The following is a 20,340-nucleotide window of genomic DNA, read 5'->3' as shown; positions in this document are numbered from 1 at the left end:
TGAAAGGATCAGGGATGTGTGGTTACGCGAAATTGCTCCAGGGCCGGTGGCGTCACTGCCTGCTCGGCGCGTGGAGTACCTTCCGGTACCCAGTCGTAGGGCACCGGTAATGCGCGGTACAGCCAATTGCTGCGGGTGTCGCCCATAGGGGCCTTGCCGAAATAAGGGCTGACGTACTCCCAGACGATCTTGCCGGCTGGCGTGACCTGGAATACTCGGCCGAACTTGCCTTCGTCGATCAGCGTGTTGCCGTTGGGCAGGCGCCGCGCGCTGCTGATGAAGGCACTGTAGAAAGCCCAGCCAGGCTGGCCGCTGTCCACGGCACTGTATTGCCAGACGATCTCGCCCTTGATCGGATCGATCTCGAGAATCCGCGAACCGCCCAGCAAGCTCAGCGGCACGCGCGGGTAGCCGGCTTCACCCTGGTTGTCGAAGACCAGCAGATTGCCGGCGCCAGGGAGGCCTTCGGGAATGATGTGCGCATCGTGCTGGCCGGAGAACTGGTCCACCGGACGCGGCACCTTGATCGGCGCGTAGCCGTTGAGCTTCGGCAGGTTCGGCCCCAACCGCCAGGCGACCTTGCCGCTCTGCCGATCGACAATGGCGATGAAATTGCCCTCGCGGGAATCGATCAGCAGATTGTCGGGGTGGAAGCGCTTGTCGCCGTCGATGTACCAGCGATTCGGCCCGACCACGCTGAGATTGTTGATATGGAACACGTCCGGGTTCTTGCTCGCGCGGACCAGCTTCAACTGCTCTGCGTCGAAGCCGAACTCCTCCAGATGTTCGGATGCGGTCCAGCTCCAGGCCACCTTGCCTTTCGGGTCGACTTCATAGATCACATCGTCTATGACCTCTGGGACTGCGAAGCCCGGTACCGCATGCAGCCGGTTGGCCAGCACCAGGGTGTTGCCATTGGCCAACCGGCGCTGATCATGGTGCTGGTGCGCTGCGCCACCCGGCGCCTGGGCGCCCCACTGCCAGACCACCGCGCCGTTCCAGTCCAGCTCGCCGACGACCTTGTTGCGCAGCCCATTGCCAGCGGAAGCCAACCTGCCGGGTGCTGCAACCTCTTCCAACTGCACGAACAGATGACCACGCTTGCCACCATTGAGCTTGGGATCGATCAGCGCAGCCGGGAAGCCGGCACTGTCCCAGCGCTTCACTTCGTTGCCGTTCATGTCGATCAGTCGGGTCTGCTTGTCTGGCGAGCTGAAGATCACATAGCCATTCCAGGCCTTGGCCGGGTCATACAGTGTCACGCCGGTAGGGTAGACGCTGGGGGCGGCGGCCAACTGGCCGCTGACCAGCGCGGCGGCGAGACCGAAGGTCTTGATGCTCATCACAGGCTCCTTGTGTTCAGAAGTCGTAGCGCGCAGTGGCGCCCACGGTACGCGGCGTGCCGAGTACCCCGGCATAGCCGCCATTGGCGGAGTTCCACAGGCTGGTGAAGTAGGTCTTGTCGCCGGCGTTCTTCACCCAGAGCGACAGGTCGAGCACGCCATCGCCCTGGTCCACGCGCACGCCACCGGACAGGTTGACCAGCGCATAGCTGGGGATCTGCCCGAAGTCGGAGTCATCGATGGTGCCCACGGCACGCGAGCGGAAGGCATAGCTGGCCGTGAGGTAAGGCTCGATGCGATCGGTGAGCTGCCACTTGTACTGGGCATTCAGGTTGGCGATGTATTTCGAGGCGCCGACCACTTGGTGGCCGGAGAGGTCGCAGGTCGCATTGGCGTCGAGCCGGCTCGCTTCCGGCGGGCAGGGAGCGTCGTCGTACTCGGTGTAGCGCACATCGTTCCAGGAGCCATTGAAGTTCACCGTCAAGCCTCGGATGGGCAGTGCGGTAGCTTCGAATTCCAGGCCGCGGGAGCGTACGCTGCCCGCATTGGCCAGGTACTGCACGCGGTTGAACTGGTCGTAGACATTGGCCTGATAGCCGTGCACATCGGCCCAGAACAGGTTGGCGTTGAGCAGGAGACGGCTGTCGAGCAGCGTGCTCTTGACGCCGATCTCGGCGTTGTTGACGCGCTCGGTGCCGACCAGCAGCGAATCGGTACCCAGGCGCGGCGCGGCGCCGACGGTCAGGTTGACGCCGCCAGACTTCTCGCCGTGGGACAGCGAGGCATAGCCCAGCAGATTGGGGTTGAAACGATAGCTCAGGCTCACCAGCCCGGACGGGCTGAAGCTGTACTGGTTGAGATCACCGGAATCGTACGCGCCCGCCCTGCCCTGTCGCGCAGTGGCTGCGGCGCCTGTGACCGCCGCTCCACCGACGGGTGCATCACGCTCGATCCAGGCGCTCTTTTCCTCATAGGTGCCACGGATGCCCGCGGTGAGGTCGAGCTTGTCGGTGACATGCCAGGTACCCTGGGCGAACAGCGCGTAGCTGTCGGTATCGATATGGCCGTCGCCCAGGCTGGTGACATCGGCCAGTGCGCCGGCCGGCGTCGCGTTCCAGATATCCGCCTGGGGCCCGTAAAGGTTGAAGGAATGGTTGTCCAGGTCCTGCTTGAAGTAATAGGCGCCCAGCACGTAGTCGAAGAAACCGCCAGTGGGAGACGCCAGACGTATCTCCTGCGAGTACTGCTTGTCACGTACCGAGACACCGGAGTTGTAGCTGGCCGTGACGTTGAGACCATCGTCGTTGCTCGGTGTGAAATCCCACCAGCGGTAGGCACTGATCGACGTCAGGGTGAAGTCGTTCGGCAGCGTCCAGTTGGCTTCTACCGAGGTCCCTCCCTGGAACACCGTCACTTGCTGATCGGCGTTGAAATTGACCTTGCGATCCTTGCCCGATACCAGGGTGGCACCGGCCGCCGCCGCGAGGCTTTCGTACTGGTTCACGCCATTGATAGTCGGGCCGGTGCTGTAAAGGCTGAGGATGCCGTTGTTGGAGTCCTCCTCGTTGTACTCGCCGATCCAGCGCAGGTTGAACGTGTCGCTGGGCTGGAACAGCAATTGGGTACGAAAGCCCTGCCGCTTGCCGCCGTTGAGATCGTCTCCGTTGTAGATGTTCTTCACGTAGCCGTCGTCTTCGGTGCGATAGGCACTGATGCGTCCGGCCAGGGTATCGGTGAGCGGGCCGGAAAGGCTGCCCTGGGTCTGCCAGTAACCATCTTCGCCCAGCGACGACTGCACGCTGCCCTCGGTCTGGAAGGTAGGTTTGCGCGTGGTGATGTTGAGTACGCCCGCGGTGGTGTTCTTGCCGAACAAGGTGCCCTGGGGCCCCCGCAGCACTTCGAGTTGTTCGACATCCAGCATGTCGAACACCGCCATGCCCGGGCGTCCCAGATAGACGTTGTCCAGGTAGATGCCAACACTGCCTTCCAGACCATCACTGGCCGGGTTGTTACCCAGGCCGCGAATGGAAATGCTCGACTGACGCGCGTGCACATAAGCGACGTTGGTGCTGGGCACCAGCTGTTGCAGGTCCTGCACGCGATAGATGCGCTGGGTTTCCAGGGTTTCGCTGCTCAGGACGCTGATCGGGGTCGGTACATCTTGCGCGGTCTCTTCACGTCGACGGGCATTGACCGTGACAGTGCCAAGCTTGGCGTCCTGCTCGGCAACGGCTGCGCGGACCGGCAGTTCGTCGGCGACGCTTGGCAGGCTGGAGCCCGTGGCGGCCAACAGCACAGCGACGGCAAGAGGGTGCAGGGAAGACGCAGGCGTATGCGCCGGCCTGGGGGACAATCGAGACATGAAACACTCCTTGGGCAAAGCCTTGGCGAGCATTTCCGTTGGCGGAACCGAATCGCGCGTCAGCTGTTTATTCTTTTAAAGAATATAAATATGTTTAAAACATATTTTGTGGAATAAGTAGATCCCTTTATAAGGGTGCAGACGCTTGACAGCAATTGCATTTCATCAAACCTTTCGATGTGGAAAATGCATATAGACCTTCGGCAACTTCGCCACTTCATCGCCCTCATGGAACACCGCAGTTTCATTGCCGCTGCGGTAGCCGTGAGCCTCTCGCAATCGGCCTTCAGCAGGAGCATCCAGACGCTGGAGAACAATGTCGGCTGCCGTCTGGTCGACCGCGCCAGCAAGGACTTGCAGCCGACACGTCAAGGGCAGTTGGTGTTGGAGCATGCCCGGCGATTGGTGCACGGCGCGCATAACCTGGCCAACGCGATCAACCAGTTCAATGGTGCTACCACGGGCATGGTGCGTTTCGGTTCGGGGCCGGCGCCGGCGGGCGGGCTGGTACCCAGAGCGGTGGCGCGCTTCGTGAGCGAGTACCCGGCGGCACGCACGTGCTTCCAGGTGGATAACTGGCAGGCTTTGAGCCGTCGCCTGGTCGCGGAGGAAATCGAATTCTTCGTCGCCGATACGCGTCAGTTCGAGGCCGATCCCGATTACCAGGTGCACAGGCTCGCCCCGCAACGCTGGTATTTCTGCTGCCGCGCCGGGCACCCCTTGACCGAGCGTGCCGAAGTGCGCGCGGCCGATCTCTTCGACTACCCCTTCGCCACGTCCTTCCGCCCGCCGAATATTCGCAAGGTCCTGACCGAGCTCAGCGGTCGCCAGGACTTTATTCCCAGCGTGGAGTGCGAGCATGGCTATGCCCTGCTCAATGTGGTCCTGCACTCGGACAGTATCGGCATCGCTTGCGGCAGCAGCTTGCGGTCTTATCCGACGGACCTGGGTCTGGTGGCGCTGGAACTGGCCGATCTACCCGAGGATCTGGACGCCTTCCATACGCGCTATGGGATCGTCAGCCGCGTAGGTTATGGATTGTCGCCGTTGGCACAGGCGTTGGTGAGGCAGTTGATCGCCAGTGATGCGCAGCTGGAGGTTTGAGATTCGCGGTGGCGCCAGCGGCCCTATCGCGAGACAAGCCTGCTCCTGCACAGGCGTCGCAACCTCCAGTAGGAGCCGGCAAGCCAGCTCCTGGAGGTTGCGCGCGCTGGAGATCAACCCTTGCGGGTGGTTCTGCTCGTCTGCCCGTCGACCGCCACCGGCACTTCGCCCGCCAGCGTCACGCGGCGCACGGTACGCGGTTGGGTGCCGTAGTCGTCGACCGCGTAGTGTTGGGTCGAGCGGTTGTCCCAGATGGCCACGTCACCGGCCTGCCAACGCCAGCGAACGGTATTTTCCAGACGCGTGACATGGCTCTGCAGCACCGCGAACAAGTGTGCCGAGTCGCTCTGCGAATAGCCCTTGATGCGCTTCACGAAGTGACCCAGCAGTAGGCTGCGCTCCCCGCTGATGGGGTGGACGCGGACAACCGGGTGCTCGGTCTCGTAGACCGTGGAAGCGAAGACCTTGCGATAACGCTCCTGCTTTTCGGCACTGACATTAGGGCGAATGCTCGCGTAGTCGTACTCGTTGCTATGCACTGCCCACAGCTTGTCGGCGAGTTCGCGCAAGGGTTCGGACAATTCCTGGTAGGCGCTGGCCGTGTTGGCCCAGACCGTATCCCCGCCCGAGGCTGGGGCGACCACGCTACGCAGCACCGACGCCTTGGGGTAGGCATCGACGAAGGTGACATCCGTGTGCCAGGAGTTGGCTCGCTGACCATCGGCACCGTCGAGCTGAAGCAGGAAGCTGCTGCCTTCATGCACAGGCACGGTGGGGTGAGCGACCGGCTCGCCGAGCAGTTGGGCGAACGCTTCCTGGCCTTGGTCATCCAGGTGATTCTGACCTCGGAAGAAGATCACCTTGTGTTCGACCAAGGCGGCCTGAATGGCCTCGACCGTGGCAGCGTCCAGATCAGCGGACAGCGTTACGTTACGGATTTCGGCGCCGATGCGTCCGCCAATTGGCTGGATGTCGAGCGCGACGGTATTTGCCAGGGTGGCCAGTGCGGCAGTGCTCATGCTGTGGTCCTCACAGTCAGGGTTGGGAAACTGGTCTTCGAGGGTTCAGTTGGTGGCGTGGACAACCGGCTCGCCTTGCAAGGCGGCATCGAGGAAGCGTGGCTCGATCCACTCGGTGGCCTTGAAATCTCGGCGGATCAAGCGTTCCTTGGCCGCCAGATCGATGCCCTGCTGCAACAGGCCGACGAATTCGGCATCCAGGCGCGGATCGAAGTAGTGCGTCAGATCTTCCTTGGCCAGGTCTTGCTGATAGATGACCTTGGGGTAATTGGAGAGGCCGGACACCAGATCCACGTAGGCTTCACGGTTGCTCTCGTCACTCAGCCACTTCACCGCTTGCAGCTGCGCCTTCACCAGCCGCTCGACCAGATCGGGATATTGGCGGATGAATTCACCGGTACCGAGCAACACGGCTTGCGTGCTGCCGGCGCCTTCCAGATCCCGCGAGTTGATCGGCAGCTCCACCAAGCCTCGCTCACGCAGTGACAGCAGACTGGACAAACCCCAGGTCGCGTCGATCTGGCGGGCGGCAAGTGCGGCGTTGGCGGCGTTGAAGTCGAGATTGATGATTTTCAGGTCACGCTCGCTCAACCCCTGGCTGGCCAGCGCGCTGGCGAAAGAGAGCTGGTTGGCGGTACCGCGAAACACGGCTACGCGTTTGCCTTTCAGGTCATGCAAGGTCTTGATACCCGAGCCCGGTACGACGCCGAGGTAACTTTTCACTCCGCGCACACCGGCCAAAAGCACTCGCGTATCCAGGCCACCGGCCTTGCCGACGATAGCGGCCAGATCGCCCAGGTAGGCGAAATCAGCCTGGCCATTGGCCAAGGCTTCGTTTACCACAGGACCGGCACCCTTGAAGAAATGCCAATCGATACGAATGCCGTCCTTGGCAAACTCTTTCTCAAGCAGTTGCTGGCTGCGCAGGACATCGACCACCCCACCCGCACTGGGCTGGCTCCCGGCACTCAGATCAGGCACGGCGATGCGGATGGCGTCGGGCTGCGCTGCGTAGGTTACCAATGGCAGGGCCGCCAACAGGCCTATCACCGCTGGGGCGAGCGCTCTGAACACTGGGTTGAACAGCTTTTTCATGGGGGGGCTCCTTGGCAGGTTGCCACCGACGACGGCCGGCGCGATGGACCAGAAGCTATGCCTGCCGCTTCAAGAGCCACAAATAATAAAAAGCGATTTTTTTATAGTTTATTTGCATAAACCAAGCGAACCGTGGCTTTGCCCAGCGCTTGCAGAAATCGCATAAAAACTATGAGGGAAATGCAACGAGCAAGCCTTTTCAGCAGAACCTCGCGCGTGGTCTTATCTCTAGAAGTCATTAATAAATTTTTTTATATTCCATAAATGAATAAACTAACAATCATCTCGAAGGATGCCAGATGAGTCGAGTCCAGACTTCAGCGCGGTTGCTTCCTGATCTGCCGCGCGTGCAGATACATGGGTACCAGCTCCTGCCATGGCTGCTGCCGCTGGCGCTTGCCACACTCTGGATCACCGCCAGCAGACTGCACTGGATGAGCGAACAGATCCTTCCGGCACCTTCGCTGGTCTGGGCCAGCGCTTTGGAGTTCGGTTCGGGCGAGCTCTGGAGTCATTTGTGGATAAGTCTGCAGCGCCTCATAGGAGGGTTGTTGGCAGGCATCGCGACAGGCCTGCTGTTGGGCACTTGGCTGGGCAGTTCGAAGCGTGCCGAAAAGTTGGTCTTTCCCACGTTCGTCGCTCTGGCGCAGATTCCCACGCTAGCCTGGATCCCCCTGTTCATGCTGCTCTTCGGGATCGGAGAGCTGCTCAAGCTGGTCGTGCTGGTCAAGGCGGTAGTAGTACCGGTTACCCTGCACACGTTGACAGGCGTGCGCGATGCCCAGCCCAAGCTACGAGAAGCTGCCGCGGTCCTGCGCCTGCCGCGGCGCCTGCTATTCACGCGGCTGTTGCTGCCAGCGGCCCTGCCCGCCTTTCTGTCGGGGGTACGCCTGGCGCTTGCCGCTGGCTGGACTTCATTGCTCGCGGTGGAGCTGCTGGCTTCCAGCGAAGGTGTGGGTTATCTGATGGTCTGGGGGCGGCAGCTGTTCATGCTCGATCTCGTGTTCCTGTGCATTGTAGTGATCGGCCTGGTCGGGACACTCATGGACCGAGGCTTCACGTCGATCGAGCGCCGCTTGCTGTTCTGGCCACAGTCGGCCACCGGTGAGCAACGCCAGGTGCTTCGTCCCTCGGGCTGGCGTCGTATCGAAGGATTGCTGCTGCCACTGGCGCTTCTGGCGCTGTGGCAAGCCTGCAACAGCTTTGCCTGGATCGACGGCAACATCCTGGCTTCGCCCGTGGAAGTCGTGCGCAGCCTGGCAGCCGGGCTGGCCGACGGCTCGTTGCTCGAGGCATTGCAACGAAGCCTGCAACGCACGCTGTCTGGCTTGCTGTTGGGCGGTTGCGCCGGCTTCCTGCTCGGCCTTCTGGTAGGGCTTTCCAAGACTTCCGAGCGTGTGCTTGGAATGAGTCTGTCGGCGTTCCGGCAGGTGGCGATCTTCGCTTGGGTACCCTTGCTTACGGCCTGGTTCGGCCTGGGCGAGGTCGCCAAGGTCGTGTTCGTCAGTCTTGCCGCCTTTTTCCCGTTGTACATCGCTACCCAGCGTGGCATCGCCAACCTCTCGCCACAGCTGGGCGAAGCGGCGCTGGCGCTACGGCTGAGTCTGTTTCAGCGCCTGCGGGTAATGATCCTGCCAGGTGCGGCCCCGACCATTTTCGCGGGTCTGCGCCTTTCCCTGATCTACGCGTGGCTGGGGACCATCGGTGCCGAATACTTCATGCCATCGGATGGCGGTATCGCCAGCCTGATGATCGGCGCACAGCAGCTGTTTCGCATGGACCAGGTCATGGCGGCCATGCTGCTCATCGGCCTGATAGGTGCCTTGCTGGGCCACCTCGGACAACGTCTGGAAACACGTGCCACACACTGGAGACACGCATGAACGCCTTCAACATCCTGGCCCTGCAGGCGGCCAATCAACCCGACCCGGCAGAATCCCTGGTCCGTTTCGACGGAGTTGGCAAGACATTCTCCGTGGACGGCCAGGCCTTCGAGGCCATCCGCGATTTCAACCTGTCCATCAACGAAGGCGAATTCATCGCCATCGTCGGATCCAGCGGCTGTGGCAAGTCGACCTTGCTACGCCTGCTCGTCGGCCTGGATGCCGACTACAGCGGCCAGATTCACGTCGACGGCAAGCTGGTCAGCGGTATTGGTGGCGATCGCGGCATCGTGTTTCAGGAGCACCGCCTCTTCCCCTGGCTGACGGTAGCGCAGAACATCGCCCTGGGTTTGGTCAACGAACCGCTCACCCAAGGCGAGCGCGCAAGGAAAGTCAATGGATTCGTTGAGCTGGTCGGGCTGAAGGGTTTCGAGTCGGCCTATCCGCACCAGCTTTCCGGGGGCATGTCCCAGCGCGTGGCCATCGCCCGCGGTCTGGTCGCCAGCCCCCGCATCCTCTTGCTGGACGAGCCCTTCGGTGCTCTTGACGCCCTCACCCGCCAACAGTTGCAGGACGAACTGCTGGCCATTCGCGAACGCTCGGGGATTACTACCTTGCTGGTCACCCATGATGCCGAAGAGGCCACCTACCTGGCCGATCGCGTGGTAGTGATGGAGCCGCGTCCCGGGAGGATCAAGTCGATCGTGGACATCGACCTGCCGCATCCCCGAGCCCGTACCGGCGTGGCCCTGCATCGCCTGCGCGAAAAGCTGCTGCACCAGCTTACTGGCGACGGCAATTACCTGCCGCCACGGATCGATCGGGTGGAGGGGGTCAGACCTGAATTCATCGCCCTTTGAGCGGCTCGGCGACAATGTGCAACGGGCTCGGTCCAAGCGTTACCTAGGCCGAATTTACTTGGCGAAAACGACTACAGATCAAGACGATGGACGCCATCAATGGAGATGGGTATCATTGCGCCCCGTTGCACTCGTAGCTCAGCTGGATAGAGTACTGCCCTCCGAAGGCAGGGGTCGTGGGTTCGAATCCCGCCGAGTGCGCCATATGCGAAAGGGCCAAGGTCACCACCTTGGCCCTTTTTTATTGCTTTGATACTTTCCCCGCGCCCTGGTGTTCGAAGAGTTCTCGTCGATGCCACTTACCCAGGTAGGCCGGATCATCTCCGGGCCAGCTTATCTAGACCTCCAACTGCGCCTTCAACCGATCACGAAAGCTCTGGATCAGCGGCTCACGAGAGCGCCCTCGTCGTAGCGCCAGGGTAAACGGTGCCTGATACCCAAAGGTGGCCGGCAGCAGCACCTTCAGACGGTTTTGCTCCACCCAGGGATGAGCATAGTGCTCTGGCAAATAGCCGATATAAGCGCCTGACAGTACCAATATCAATTGCGCCTCCATGGATTCCACGGTCGCAGCACTGTGCTTGAAGCCATGTCGCCCCAGCTCTGCCTGGCTCCAGTATCCTCGCCCAACCATGCGTTGCTGGGTGATTGCTTCCTCGGGAATCTGACTCTGAGCGTACAGCGGATGACGATCACTGCAGTAGAGCCAGTGCTGCTCACGATAGAGCGCCTGGTAAAGCAGCCCATTGGTACGCACGGAGAAAGCGCCGATGGCCAGGTCCAGACGATTCTCCAGTACACCGAGCTGCAGTTCAGCGGGGCTCGATACGGCCAGGTGCAAGTGCACCGCAGGATGCTCTTCGCTGTAGGATCCGATCACCTCAGCCAATGGCAGCGACGGATCACTGACCGTCGAATCCAGTACGCCAAGGTTGAGGGTGCCCCGCAATTCTCCTTTCAGCGCCGCCGAATAACGCTCGAAACCTTCCAGTTCGGCAAGCAGCCGCAGCGTTTCGTGATAGAACAGCTCACCCTTGCTGGTCAGGCTGAAACCTCCCCGTCCACGATGACAGAGGACGATTCCGAGTTGCCCTTCCAATTGGCTCATGTAGGTACTGATGGCCGACGTCGACAGATTGAGCTCCTGCTGCGCCGCAGCAAATCCCTGACTGCGCACCACACTGGCAAAGATGCGCAGCAACTTGAGGTCTGGTAGTACAGAGGCCATGCTCACTCCAGGCGAAATCCAAACGCGAGCTGTCAGTCTACCCGCCGATAGTTTAGAAATCTCTGAACTGATTATTTGGCCTGAAGGATTTGTCCGGCAGCGCTTGCTCACCAGAATCGCTTCACGATAACCACAACAAATCGTGAGGCCCCTGTGGACAACCTTCTCCATCAGCCCCTGGGCGGTAATGAGATGCCCCGCTTCGGCGGTATCGCCACCATGATGCGCTTGCCCCATGTACAGGCAGCCGAAGAACTGAATAAACTCGATGCCGCTTTCGTGGGTATTCCCCTGGATATCGGAACGTCCCTACGTTCCGGCACTCGTTTCGGTCCGCGGCAGATCCGCTCCGAGTCGGTGATGATCCGTCCCTACAACATGGCCACCGGTGCCGCGCCCTTCGATTCGTTGAACGTGGCCGACATCGGCGATGTGCCGATCAATACGTTCAACCTGCTCGACGCCGTGCGCATCATCGAACAGGAATACGATCGCATCCTCGACCACGGCATCATCCCGCTGACCCTGGGTGGCGACCACACGCTGACACTGCCGATTCTTCGCGCCATCAAGAAGAAGCACGGCAAGGTCGGACTGGTGCACATCGATGCCCACGCCGATGTGAACGATCATATGTTTGGTGAAAAAATCGCCCACGGCACCACCTTCCGCCGCGCTCAGGAGGAAGGTCTTTTGGACAGCGATCGCGTGGTACAGATCGGTCTGCGGGCTCAGGGCTATACCGCCGAAGACTTCAATTGGAGCCGCAAGCAGGGCTTCCGCGTGGTACAGGCCGAAGAGTGCTGGCACAAATCCTTGATGCCGCTGATGGAAGAGGTTCGTGCCAAGGTCGGCAATGGTCCCGTGTACCTGTCCTTCGATATCGATGGTATCGACCCGGCATGGGCACCCGGCACCGGCACGCCGGAAGTCGGTGGTCTGACCACGATCCAGGCATTGGAGATAATCCGTGGCTGCAAAGGCCTTGACCTGGTCGGCTGCGACCTGGTCGAGGTCTCGCCACCCTATGACACCACTGGCAATACCTCACTGCTAGGCGCCAACCTGCTCTACGAAATGCTCTGCGTACTGCCTGGCGTTCAAAGCCGATGAGTCGCGAAGCTCAGCTGCGGCAGGCAGCCGCGGAGCTGGTGAGCGCCTTTGCCAGTAACGACACGAAGCGTTACTTCAGCTGCTTCAGCGAAGACGCTACCTTCATTTTTCACAGCCTGGCGCAGCCACTACATTCGCGCCGTGAGTACGAAGCCTTATGGCAGCAATGGCAGAGCGAAGGGTTCGCCGTACTGGACTGCCGTTCGAGCAATGCCGTCGTCAACATGCAAGGTGACTTGGCCATCCTTTACCACGATGTCGCCACCCGGCTGCGGACTGGGGAGGAAGAAATGCAGTTGGCAGAACGCGAAACCATCGTCTTTCGCCTGCACGGCGAGCACTGGCTGGCCTGCCACGAACACTTGTCGACGCTACCCCCACTGACATGACCCTCTGCAGCAGATGCGGGCCAAAGAGCCCGCCTGCCGATACATCGCCCTTTACGGGCATGGGGCCCGTTCGGCTCCTCGCGGCCTTGCCGCACTGCCAATGCACCACCACCCGATGACTATCGGGGGTGAATAAAGGGGTCTGCGTGCCTATGCCGACCTTATAACAACCGTGACAGGCGCTGGAGTTACACATGAGCCACTCGACGCGTATCGAAACCTTTGGTGTCGAACAGATTCCCGATAGCCAACGCGATGCCTCCCCTACTGACCTGTTCCGCCTGATCTTCGGCGGCGCCAATACCTTTGCCACGGCCGTTCTGGGCAGCTTTCCGGTGCTGTTCGGCCTGTCGTTCCAAGCCGGTATGTGGGCGATCGTTCTTGGGGTTGCCGTAGGCGCGCTCATCCTCGCGCCCATGGGCCTGTTCGGTGCTCTCAACGGCACCAACAATGCCGTATCGTCCGGCGCGCACTTCGGCGTTCACGGCCGCATCATCGGTTCCTTTCTCTCGCTGCTCACGGCAGTCGCGTTCTTCTCCCTATCGGTCTGGAGCTCTGGCGATGCGCTGGTCGGTGGCGCCAAGCGTCTTATCGGCCTGCCCGAGAATGGTCTCACCCTCGGCCTGGCCTACGGTCTGTTCGCCATTCTGGTGCTGGTAGTGTGCATCTACGGCTTCCGCTTCATGCTCTGGGTCAACAGGATCGCGGTATGGGCATCGAGCCTGTTGTTCCTGCTCGGCATTTTCGCTTTCGCCGGAAATTTCGATGTGCACTTCAGAGGCAGCATCAGTGTGCAGCAGCCAGGTTTCTGGGCTGCGTTCATCGGTGCGGCGATTCTGGCCATGAGCAACCCAGTGTCATTCGGCGCCTTCCTCGGTGATTGGTCGCGCTACATCCCACGACACACACCCAAGATGCGGATCATGCTGGCAGTGATCGCAGCCCAGGTCGGCACACTGATTCCCTTCCTGTTCGGCTTGTGCACCGCCACCCTGGTGGCGAGTCAGGCGCCGCAGTACATCGAGGCCAACAATTATGTCGGTGGCCTGCTGGCCATCTCGCCTACCTGGTTTTTCCTGCCAGTGTGCCTTATCGCGGTGATCGGCGGCATGTCCACCGGGACCACGGCGCTCTACGGCACGGGTCTGGACATGTCGAGCATGTTCCCGAGACTGATGAGTCGCGCGGGCGCCACGTTACTGATCGGCCTCGCCGCCATCGCTTTCATCTTCATCGGCCGCTTCGCCTTCAACCTGGTGCAGAGCGTGTCCACTTTCGCCGTGCTGATCATTACCTGCACCAGCCCATGGATGGTCATCATGATTCTCGGCCTGATCGTACGTCGCGGCGTCTACCACGCCGATGACCTTCAGGTATTCACCCGTGGGCAGCGTGGTGGTCGTTACTGGTTCCACCATGGTTGGAACTGGCGAGGCCTGGGTGCCTGGCTACCCAGCGCGGCGGTGGGCCTGTGCTTCGTCAATCTGCCAGGGCAATACGTCGGCCAGCTGGGGAACCTGGCCGGCGGCATCGACGTCAGCCTGCCGATCACACTGGGCATGGCTGCACTGCTCTACCTCGTCCTGCTCAATCTGTTTCCCGAGCCTGCCGAAGTCTACGGTTCGGATGGACCGCGCTGGGTGCGCTTGAAAAGCGCTACCCCCGCCGTCCTAGCCGATGCCGAGGTCGTCTGACGCAATCGTTGGCTGCGCTATCAAGACCGGGCGCCAGCACGCTCGGGTTCACCAGAACAATGAGAACAAGACCATGATCCTGGATATCTCCGTCGTACTCGTCTATGCCGCCGGCATGCTGCTGCTTGGCTGGTATGGCATGCGCCGCGCGCGCAATCAGGAAGAATTTCTCGTCGCCGGGCGTAACCTCGGCCCGGCCTTCTACATGGGCACCATGGCAGCGACCGTACTCGGTGGTGCCGCTACCGTCGGCACCGTACGCCTGGGCTATGTGCACGGTATCTCCGGGTTCTGGCTATGTGCAGCATTAGGTGCAGGAATCCTTGTGCTCAACCTGTTCCTGGCCAAGCCACTACTCAAGCTGCGGGTCTTCACTGTCACTCAGATCCTCGAACGCCGTTATACGCCAATGGCTCGTCAAGCCAGTGCGGCCATCATGTTCGCTTATGCGTTGATGATCAGCGTGGTCTCTACCCTGGCCATCGGGACGGTGCTGCAAGTACTGTTCGACCTGCCCTTCTGGGCCGCCATCCTCATGGGTGGGGGTGTCGTGGTGGTCTATTCGAGCATCGGCGGCATGTGGTCCTTGACCCTGACAGACATCGTGCAGTTCGTGATCAAGACCATTGGCCTGATGTTCGTGCTGCTGCCCATTTGCCTGTATCGCATTGGCGGCTGGGACGAACTGGTGGCAAGGCTGCCAGACAGCGCCTTCAGCCTGACCACTATCGGCTACGACACCATTGTCACTTACTTCCTGATCTACTTTTTCGGCATCCTGATCGGCCAGGATATCTGGCAACGAGTGTTCACTGCTCGCAGTGAAGGAGTGGCTCGCGCAGCCGGCAGTGTGGCAGGCGTGTACTGCGTCCTCTACGGTCTGGTCGGTGCACTGATCGGCATGTGCGCCAAGGTACTGCTGCCAGAACTGGATAACGCCAACAACGCCTTCGCGGCCATCGTGCAGAGTGCGCTGCCCGATGGCATTCGTGGGCTCGTGATCGCTGCCGCGCTGGCTGCGATGATGTCCACCGCCAGTGCCGGCCTGCTGGCGGCTTCGACCACGATTACCGAAGACCTGCTGCCCAAGCTGCGCGGCGGTCAGATGTCCAGTCTCGCCATGGCACGCCTGTTTACCCTGCTCACGGGCCTGCTGGTGCTGGTCATCGCTCTACTGGTCAATGACGTGATAGGCGCTCTCACACTGGCCTACAACCTGCTGGTCGGCGGCATCCTGATCCCGATGCTGGGCGCCATTTACTGGAAGCGAGCGAGCACTGCCGGTGCGATCACCAGTATGGCATTAGGCTCGGCGACCGCTCTGGTGTTCATGTTCAAGGATGGCCTGGAAGCCAATACGCCGATCTATTACAGCCTGGCCATCGGTCTGCTCAGCTTCGTCGTTGTCAGCCTGCTGGCTCGACGCACCAGCACAGCGAACAGCCTGACCTGAGTCCGGCCTGAAACTCAATGAGGGCAGGCCTCACGGCCTGCGCCTTCGCCTTCCATACAACAGGAACCCGCCATGACCACTTGTGGAGAATTCCTCGTCAAGCAGCTGCGAGCCTGGGGCGTCGATACCGTGTTCGGCATTCCTGGCGTGCACACCGTCGAGCTTTACCGAGGCTTGCCAGACAGTGGCATCAGTCATATCACTCCGCGCCACGAACAGGGCGCCGGCTTCATGGCCGATGGCTATGCGCGTGTCAGTGGCAAGCCGGGGGTATGCTTCATCATCACCGGCCCGGGCATGACCAATATCATCACTGCCATGGGGCAGGCTTATGCCGACTCCATACCCATGCTGGTGATCTCCAGCGTCAATGAACGCAACCGCCTCGGCCTGAACAAGGGATATCTGCACGAATTGCCGAATCAGCGCGCATTGGTAGCGGGCGTCAGTGCCTTCAGCCATACGCTGATGAGCGTCGAAGAACTGCCCGCCGTGCTGGGTCAGGCTTTTGCCGTGTTCGATAGTCAGCGGCCGCGTCCGGTACATATCGAAATGCCGCTGGATATCATCACGGCGTCTGCTGATCACCTTCGCGTGCAGCCACGGGTCGTCGGCTCACGGCCGTCGCCGGATGCGCGCCTGATCGAGCAGGCTGCCAGTCGCCTGAGCGCAGCCAAGCGCCCATTGCTGCTGATCGGTGGGGGCTGCGTCGAAGCGACAGGTGAAGTTCGTCAACTGGCAGAGGCGCTGGACGCACCCACGGCATTGACCATCAATGCCAAAGGCCTGCTGCCTGGACTGCACCCTCTGCTGCTCGGCAGCAACCAGTCCTTGGTAGCGGTGCGACAGCTGGCGCTGGAGGCTGATGTGGTATTGGCCATTGGCACCGAGTTGGGTGAAACCGATTACGATGTGGTATTCGACGGCAACTTCCGGCTCGGTGGCGAATTGATCCGGATCGATATCGACCCCCAGCAGCTCAATCGCAACCAGGCGCCGACCATCGCTATCCAGAGCGATGCGGTCCAGGCCATGCGTGCGTTGCTGAAGGCTCTACCAGCCACTGCCAACAACGGCAACCGTTACGGTACTCAACGGACCGCAGCCGTTCGCAAGCAGCTGGCAGAAGTATTTTCTGGCTGGACGAACTATCGTCAGCTCTTCGATTGCATTCTCGAAGCCTTGCCCGACGCTCGCTTCGTCGGAGACTCTACACAGCCTGTATACAGCGGTAACCATCTAGTCGAGCTGGACGGCCCACGACGCTGGTTCAACTCTTCCACAGGCTACGGCACTCTGGGCTATGGCCTGCCGGCGGCCATCGGGGCCAAGTTGGCCGAGCCGCGGCGGCCGGTAATCAGCCTGATGGGCGACGGCGGCATCCAGTTTACCTTGCCGGAGCTGGCCAGCGCCGTGGAGGCGCGGGTGGGCATCATCGTGCTGCTGTGGAATAACCAGGGCTATGGCGAAATCAAGCGCTACATGGAGCGCAGTGACATCACGCCGCTAGGCGTGGACATCCATACCCCAGACTTCATCGCCCTGGCCCGCGGATTCGGCTGCCAGGCCGAGCGCGCTCGAGATCATGCTCACTTGCAAAGCCTGTTGCGTGCGGCGCCGACAGATAGACCACTGCTCATCGAAGTTGCCGAGGCACCGCCCTTTGCACCCTGACGCCATCCTCCTGGAGAGCGTCCGCAAAATACGCGCTCACAAGCCTGTCACTTTCCAAAGTGCCCATGCGCTACCGCCGGAGCATCACCATGGATAAGCCCCACTACATCGACGGCCGCTGGGTTGCTGGCGAAGGCGCTGAAGTCTTCTCTGTCCATGATCCGTCCCTTGCTCGACCGATTGCCGAATTGAGATCGGTCAGCCTTGCGCAAGTCGACCAGGCTGTCGCTGCCGCCCGTCAGGCGTTATCGATGTGGAAGTCCACAGAGGCCGCCGAAAGAGCACGCTACTTGCGTGGTTTCGCCGACCAGCTTCAACAGCGCCGCGACAGCCTGATCACCTTGCAGATGCAAAATAATGGCAAGCCGCGCCATGAAGCCGAAGTCGACCTGGACGACGCTATCGCGACCTTCACCTACTACGCTGAACTGGCCGAACGTCTGCCACAGCAGAACCATGAGGTGGCGCTGGCAGCGCCGGGGTTCACCTCACGGACGCGCCTTGAGCCGGTCGGTGTGGTTGGCTTGATCGTGCCGTGGAACTTCCCACTGGTGACCAGCGCCTGGAAGCTGGCGCCCGCCCTGGCGGCAGGCTGTACCGTGGTGTTGAAACCATCCGAGGTCACGCCACTGATCGAGCAGGTCTACGGCCAAATCGCGCAGGCGCTGAACCTGCCGGCCGGAGTGTTGAACATCATTGGAGGCAGGGCCCAGACTGGCTCGGCACTCAGCGAACATGCCGGCCTCGACAAGTTGTCTTTCACCGGAAGTAACGCGGTCGGGAGCCTGGTGATGCGCGATGCGGCTGTTCATTGCCGTCCGGTGACCCTGGAGCTGGGCGGCAAATCCGCCATTCTGGTATTCGATGACTGCGACGTCGATCAGGCGGTAGAGTGGATTGTTGCAGGCATCTGCTGGAACGCCGGGCAGATGTGTTCTGCCACCTCACGCCTGCTGGTGCAAGACGGTATCGCCGAGGCCTTGCTGCCACGCCTGGCCGAAGCCTTCGACAAACTGCGCATCGGCAACCCGCTGATCGAAGAAATCGACATGGGCCCACTGACCAGCGAAGCGCAGTGGCGCAAGGTGTCGGACTACTTTGCCATTGCCCGTAGTGAAGGGCTGAATTGCGAGAGCGGCGGCTCGATAGTGGACCGCGCCGGCTGGTTCGTTGCCCCGACCCTGTATACGGGCGTGCCTGTTCACAGCCGTCTGTGGACAGAAGAAGTGTTTGGTCCGGTGCTCTGCGCAAGACGCTTCAGTGACGAAGAACAAGCCCTGGCTTTGGCCAACGATAGCCGCTTTGGCCTTGTAGCGACTGTTGCCAGTAATGACCTTGCACGTGCTGAGCGAGTCGCCGATGCCTTGGAGGTCGGCCATGTCTGGATCAACTCGCCCCAGGCGGTATTCGTCGAAACTTCATGGGGCGGTACCAAAGGCAGCGGTATCGGACGTGAACTGGGACCCTGGGGTTTGTCAGCCTACCAATCCGTCAAGCATGTGACCCGTCAGATGAACTGATACAGGTTCATCGGGGTTGCTGACTTACCGAACCACAGAGCTGGATTTACCAGCCTCAGTAGCGAGCAGGATCCTTATTCGAGCTATATGACGTTTTTCAATCGGACCGATGCCGTTTTCCACGTTGCCTGGCGCCCGCAGGTGCACGATGCTTTATTTGTCCTATCCACTTGTTGCAACGATGCCTGTTCACCTGCCGAGGCCTGTATGAAAACCGTCGAAGAGATACTCAAGAGGAAGTCCCAGCACCACAGCGTCCATACCATCGGACCGGACGATACGGTGCTCGATGCCGTGAAGCAGCTGGCGGAAAACAATATCGGCGCGTTGCCGGTGGTCGATGGAAACGACGTGGTCGGGATCGTCAGTGAGCGCGACTACGCTCGCAAACTGGTGCTGCGTGGCCGTTCCTCTGCCGCGACACCGGTGCGGGAGATCATGAGTTCGCCGGTAGTCACCGTCGACAAGAAGGACAGCCTCGATTTTTGCATGAACCTGATGACCGACCGCCACCTGCGCCACCTGCCGGTAGTGGAAGACGGCCAGTTGATCGGCCTGCTGTCGATCGGTGACCTGGTCAAGGAAACCATTGCCGAACAGGCGAGCCTCATCCGGCAGCTGGAGCAGTACATACGCGGCGAGTAATCAGTGGTAGGTACTTTCGAGCTCATCGAGCTGATGGTCGAAGCTGCGCAGCCGCGCTGACCAGGTGTACACCAGGACCTCGAGATCACGGTTCAGCACTGCCGTGCCGTGATTACCGCCCACCGGCGTGTCGCAAAGGTCCAGTTGATAGCGCTCGCGAGCCATGGCCGTGGCGACGCCCGACAGGTCCCGCGCATTACCCAGCCAGCGATGACGTGGGTCATGGGTCTCGCGGTCCAGTTCCTGGCATTGGCACTTGAGCGCATCGAGGCTCTGCTCCAGGGGCGTACCTTTCAGCTCGCCCATGACCTCTTCGAAAGTGCGGCCGGAGTGCCAGTAGCTCCCCCAGAAGTAGCGATCGAAGACAGTCTCGACACGGCGCAGGGCCACCTTGGTATTCCAGATGGTCACCAAGGTTCGGGCCTGGGTTACTTCACGCTTGTTGAGGCGCAGCTGCTGCCAGGCTATCCAGACCAGGGCTCCAAGCGCCGCTGCGACCGTGACAGCGGCGGCGGCGTAGAGAAAGTGCACGGCCTGGTCCAACTGATAGGCATCCCTGATGCCGAAGAAATAACCGCCAGTCAGGGTGCCCAGAATCAACATGGAGCACCAGAATCCTGGTGCATAGGGGTCTTTCATCGCACTATCCCCCGGAGTCTTTACCTGAGCATAGCAACGCTGATTTACCCGACAGGTGCCGCTCGGCGTTTATTTCTCCGAGTGCAGGATCACGTTCAGTTGGTCGATCAGCATGATCCACTGGTCGGCGTCTTCGTTGTACGCGTCCTTGAGAAACTTGCGTTGCGAATCGGTCCAGAACGGAGCGTCGACCAGTTTGGTATCCGGATCGAGCGGGGAATGCGTGGTGATGAACTTGTCGATGCTTTCCGCATCGTCCGGCAGGCCAAGCTGAGCGAACAATTCAGAAAACTCTGGGTTGATTGTGTCCATGATTTCT

17 protein-coding genes and 1 tRNA gene are annotated in these 20,340 nt (G+C 60.8%); 11 read left to right on the top strand and 7 right to left on the bottom strand.

The window, feature by feature from the left end:
* Nucleotides 1-8: 8 nt before the first annotated feature.
* Entirely contained in the window at nucleotides 9-1,343 is a 1,335-nt protein-coding gene (locus G7009_RS10745) for an arylsulfotransferase family protein (protein WP_181130039.1), read from the bottom strand.
* 16 nt (nucleotides 1,344-1,359) lie between these two features.
* A complete protein-coding gene (locus tag G7009_RS10740) occupies nucleotides 1,360-3,705 on the bottom strand; it encodes a TonB-dependent receptor (protein ID WP_181130038.1) in 2,346 nt (781 codons plus the stop codon).
* A gap of 186 nt (nucleotides 3,706-3,891) precedes the next feature.
* Between G7009_RS10740 and G7009_RS10735 the strand changes: the two genes are divergently transcribed.
* Nucleotides 3,892-4,809: a LysR family transcriptional regulator gene (locus G7009_RS10735; protein ID WP_181130036.1), complete on the top strand. Its 918-nt coding sequence runs from the start codon at nucleotides 3,892-3,894 to the stop codon at nucleotides 4,807-4,809.
* Nucleotides 4,810-4,922: 113 nt separating this feature from the next.
* Here G7009_RS10735 and G7009_RS10730 read toward each other — a convergent pair whose 3' ends face one another.
* Together G7009_RS10730 and G7009_RS10725 are read right to left on the bottom strand one after the other, a co-directional pair.
* The gene (locus tag G7009_RS10730) at nucleotides 4,923-5,828 is read right to left on the bottom strand and encodes a TauD/TfdA dioxygenase family protein (RefSeq protein WP_181130034.1); all 906 of its coding nucleotides are present in this window, start codon (nucleotides 5,826-5,828) and stop codon (nucleotides 4,923-4,925) included.
* 45 nt (nucleotides 5,829-5,873) lie between these two features.
* On the bottom strand, nucleotides 5,874-6,923 hold the full coding sequence (locus G7009_RS10725; RefSeq protein ID WP_181130032.1) for an ABC transporter substrate-binding protein: 1,050 nt from the start codon (nucleotides 6,921-6,923) through the stop codon (nucleotides 5,874-5,876).
* 299 nt (nucleotides 6,924-7,222) lie between these two features.
* Here G7009_RS10725 and G7009_RS10720 point away from each other — a divergent pair, with 299 nt between their 5' ends.
* From G7009_RS10720 to G7009_RS10710, 3 genes are all read left to right on the top strand, one after another.
* Nucleotides 7,223-8,806, top strand: coding sequence for an ABC transporter permease (locus G7009_RS10720; RefSeq protein ID WP_181130030.1), 1,584 nt, complete (start codon nucleotides 7,223-7,225; stop codon nucleotides 8,804-8,806).
* Nucleotides 8,803-9,666: an ABC transporter ATP-binding protein gene (locus tag G7009_RS10715; protein WP_181130028.1), complete on the top strand. Its 864-nt coding sequence runs from the start codon at nucleotides 8,803-8,805 to the stop codon at nucleotides 9,664-9,666. The genes G7009_RS10720 and G7009_RS10715 overlap by 4 nt, the downstream gene beginning before the upstream one ends.
* A 127-nt stretch (nucleotides 9,667-9,793) precedes the next feature.
* Nucleotides 9,794-9,870 (top strand) — tRNA-Arg (locus G7009_RS10710).
* 133 nt (nucleotides 9,871-10,003) lie between these two features.
* Here the strand turns inward: G7009_RS10710 and G7009_RS10705 are convergent.
* A complete protein-coding gene (locus G7009_RS10705) occupies nucleotides 10,004-10,894 on the bottom strand; it encodes a LysR family transcriptional regulator (protein WP_181130026.1) in 891 nt (296 codons plus the stop codon).
* A gap of 153 nt (nucleotides 10,895-11,047) precedes the next feature.
* On the opposite strand from G7009_RS10705, the gene speB reads away from it, so the two are divergent.
* From speB to G7009_RS10670, 7 genes are all read left to right on the top strand, one after another.
* Nucleotides 11,048-12,007 (top strand): agmatinase, encoded by a 960-nt coding sequence (gene speB, locus G7009_RS10700; protein ID WP_181130024.1) that lies wholly within the window; start codon nucleotides 11,048-11,050, stop codon nucleotides 12,005-12,007.
* The gene (locus tag G7009_RS10695; RefSeq protein ID WP_181130022.1) at nucleotides 12,004-12,396 is read left to right on the top strand and encodes a YybH family protein; all 393 of its coding nucleotides are present in this window, start codon (nucleotides 12,004-12,006) and stop codon (nucleotides 12,394-12,396) included. Before speB ends, G7009_RS10695 begins: the two co-directional genes overlap by 4 nt.
* Nucleotides 12,397-12,590: 194 nt before the next feature.
* Nucleotides 12,591-14,090, top strand: coding sequence for a purine-cytosine permease family protein (locus G7009_RS10690; RefSeq protein WP_181130020.1), 1,500 nt, complete (start codon nucleotides 12,591-12,593; stop codon nucleotides 14,088-14,090).
* Nucleotides 14,091-14,163: 73 nt separating this feature from the next.
* Nucleotides 14,164-15,543 (top strand): sodium:solute symporter, encoded by a 1,380-nt coding sequence (locus G7009_RS10685; protein ID WP_181130019.1) that lies wholly within the window; start codon nucleotides 14,164-14,166, stop codon nucleotides 15,541-15,543.
* A gap of 72 nt (nucleotides 15,544-15,615) precedes the next feature.
* On the top strand, nucleotides 15,616-17,217 hold the full coding sequence (locus G7009_RS10680) for a 5-guanidino-2-oxopentanoate decarboxylase (RefSeq protein ID WP_181130017.1): 1,602 nt from the start codon (nucleotides 15,616-15,618) through the stop codon (nucleotides 17,215-17,217).
* An 89-nt stretch (nucleotides 17,218-17,306) separates the two neighbouring features.
* Nucleotides 17,307-18,737, top strand: a complete 1,431-nt coding sequence (locus tag G7009_RS10675; protein ID WP_181130016.1) for an aldehyde dehydrogenase family protein — start codon at nucleotides 17,307-17,309, stop codon at nucleotides 18,735-18,737.
* Nucleotides 18,738-18,944: 207 nt separating this feature from the next.
* Nucleotides 18,945-19,382: a CBS domain-containing protein gene (locus G7009_RS10670; protein ID WP_181130014.1), complete on the top strand. Its 438-nt coding sequence runs from the start codon at nucleotides 18,945-18,947 to the stop codon at nucleotides 19,380-19,382.
* Here G7009_RS10670 and G7009_RS10665 read toward each other — a convergent pair whose 3' ends face one another.
* Together G7009_RS10665 and G7009_RS10660 are read right to left on the bottom strand one after the other, a co-directional pair.
* A complete protein-coding gene (locus G7009_RS10665; protein WP_181130013.1) occupies nucleotides 19,383-20,021 on the bottom strand; it encodes an NADH:ubiquinone oxidoreductase subunit N in 639 nt (212 codons plus the stop codon). It lies immediately after the preceding gene.
* A 69-nt stretch (nucleotides 20,022-20,090) separates the two neighbouring features.
* Nucleotides 20,091-20,333, bottom strand: coding sequence for a DUF2789 domain-containing protein (locus G7009_RS10660; protein WP_181130011.1), 243 nt, complete (start codon nucleotides 20,331-20,333; stop codon nucleotides 20,091-20,093).
* Between the last annotated feature and the right edge of the window lie 7 nt (nucleotides 20,334-20,340).

It is taken from the genome of Pseudomonas capeferrum (assembly GCF_013523055.1).
GTDB classification, from domain to species: domain Bacteria; phylum Pseudomonadota; class Gammaproteobacteria; order Pseudomonadales; family Pseudomonadaceae; genus Aquipseudomonas; species Aquipseudomonas capeferrum_A.
Note: the sequence above shows the minus strand (reverse complement) of the source record. Positions and strands in the feature narration are given on the sequence as shown.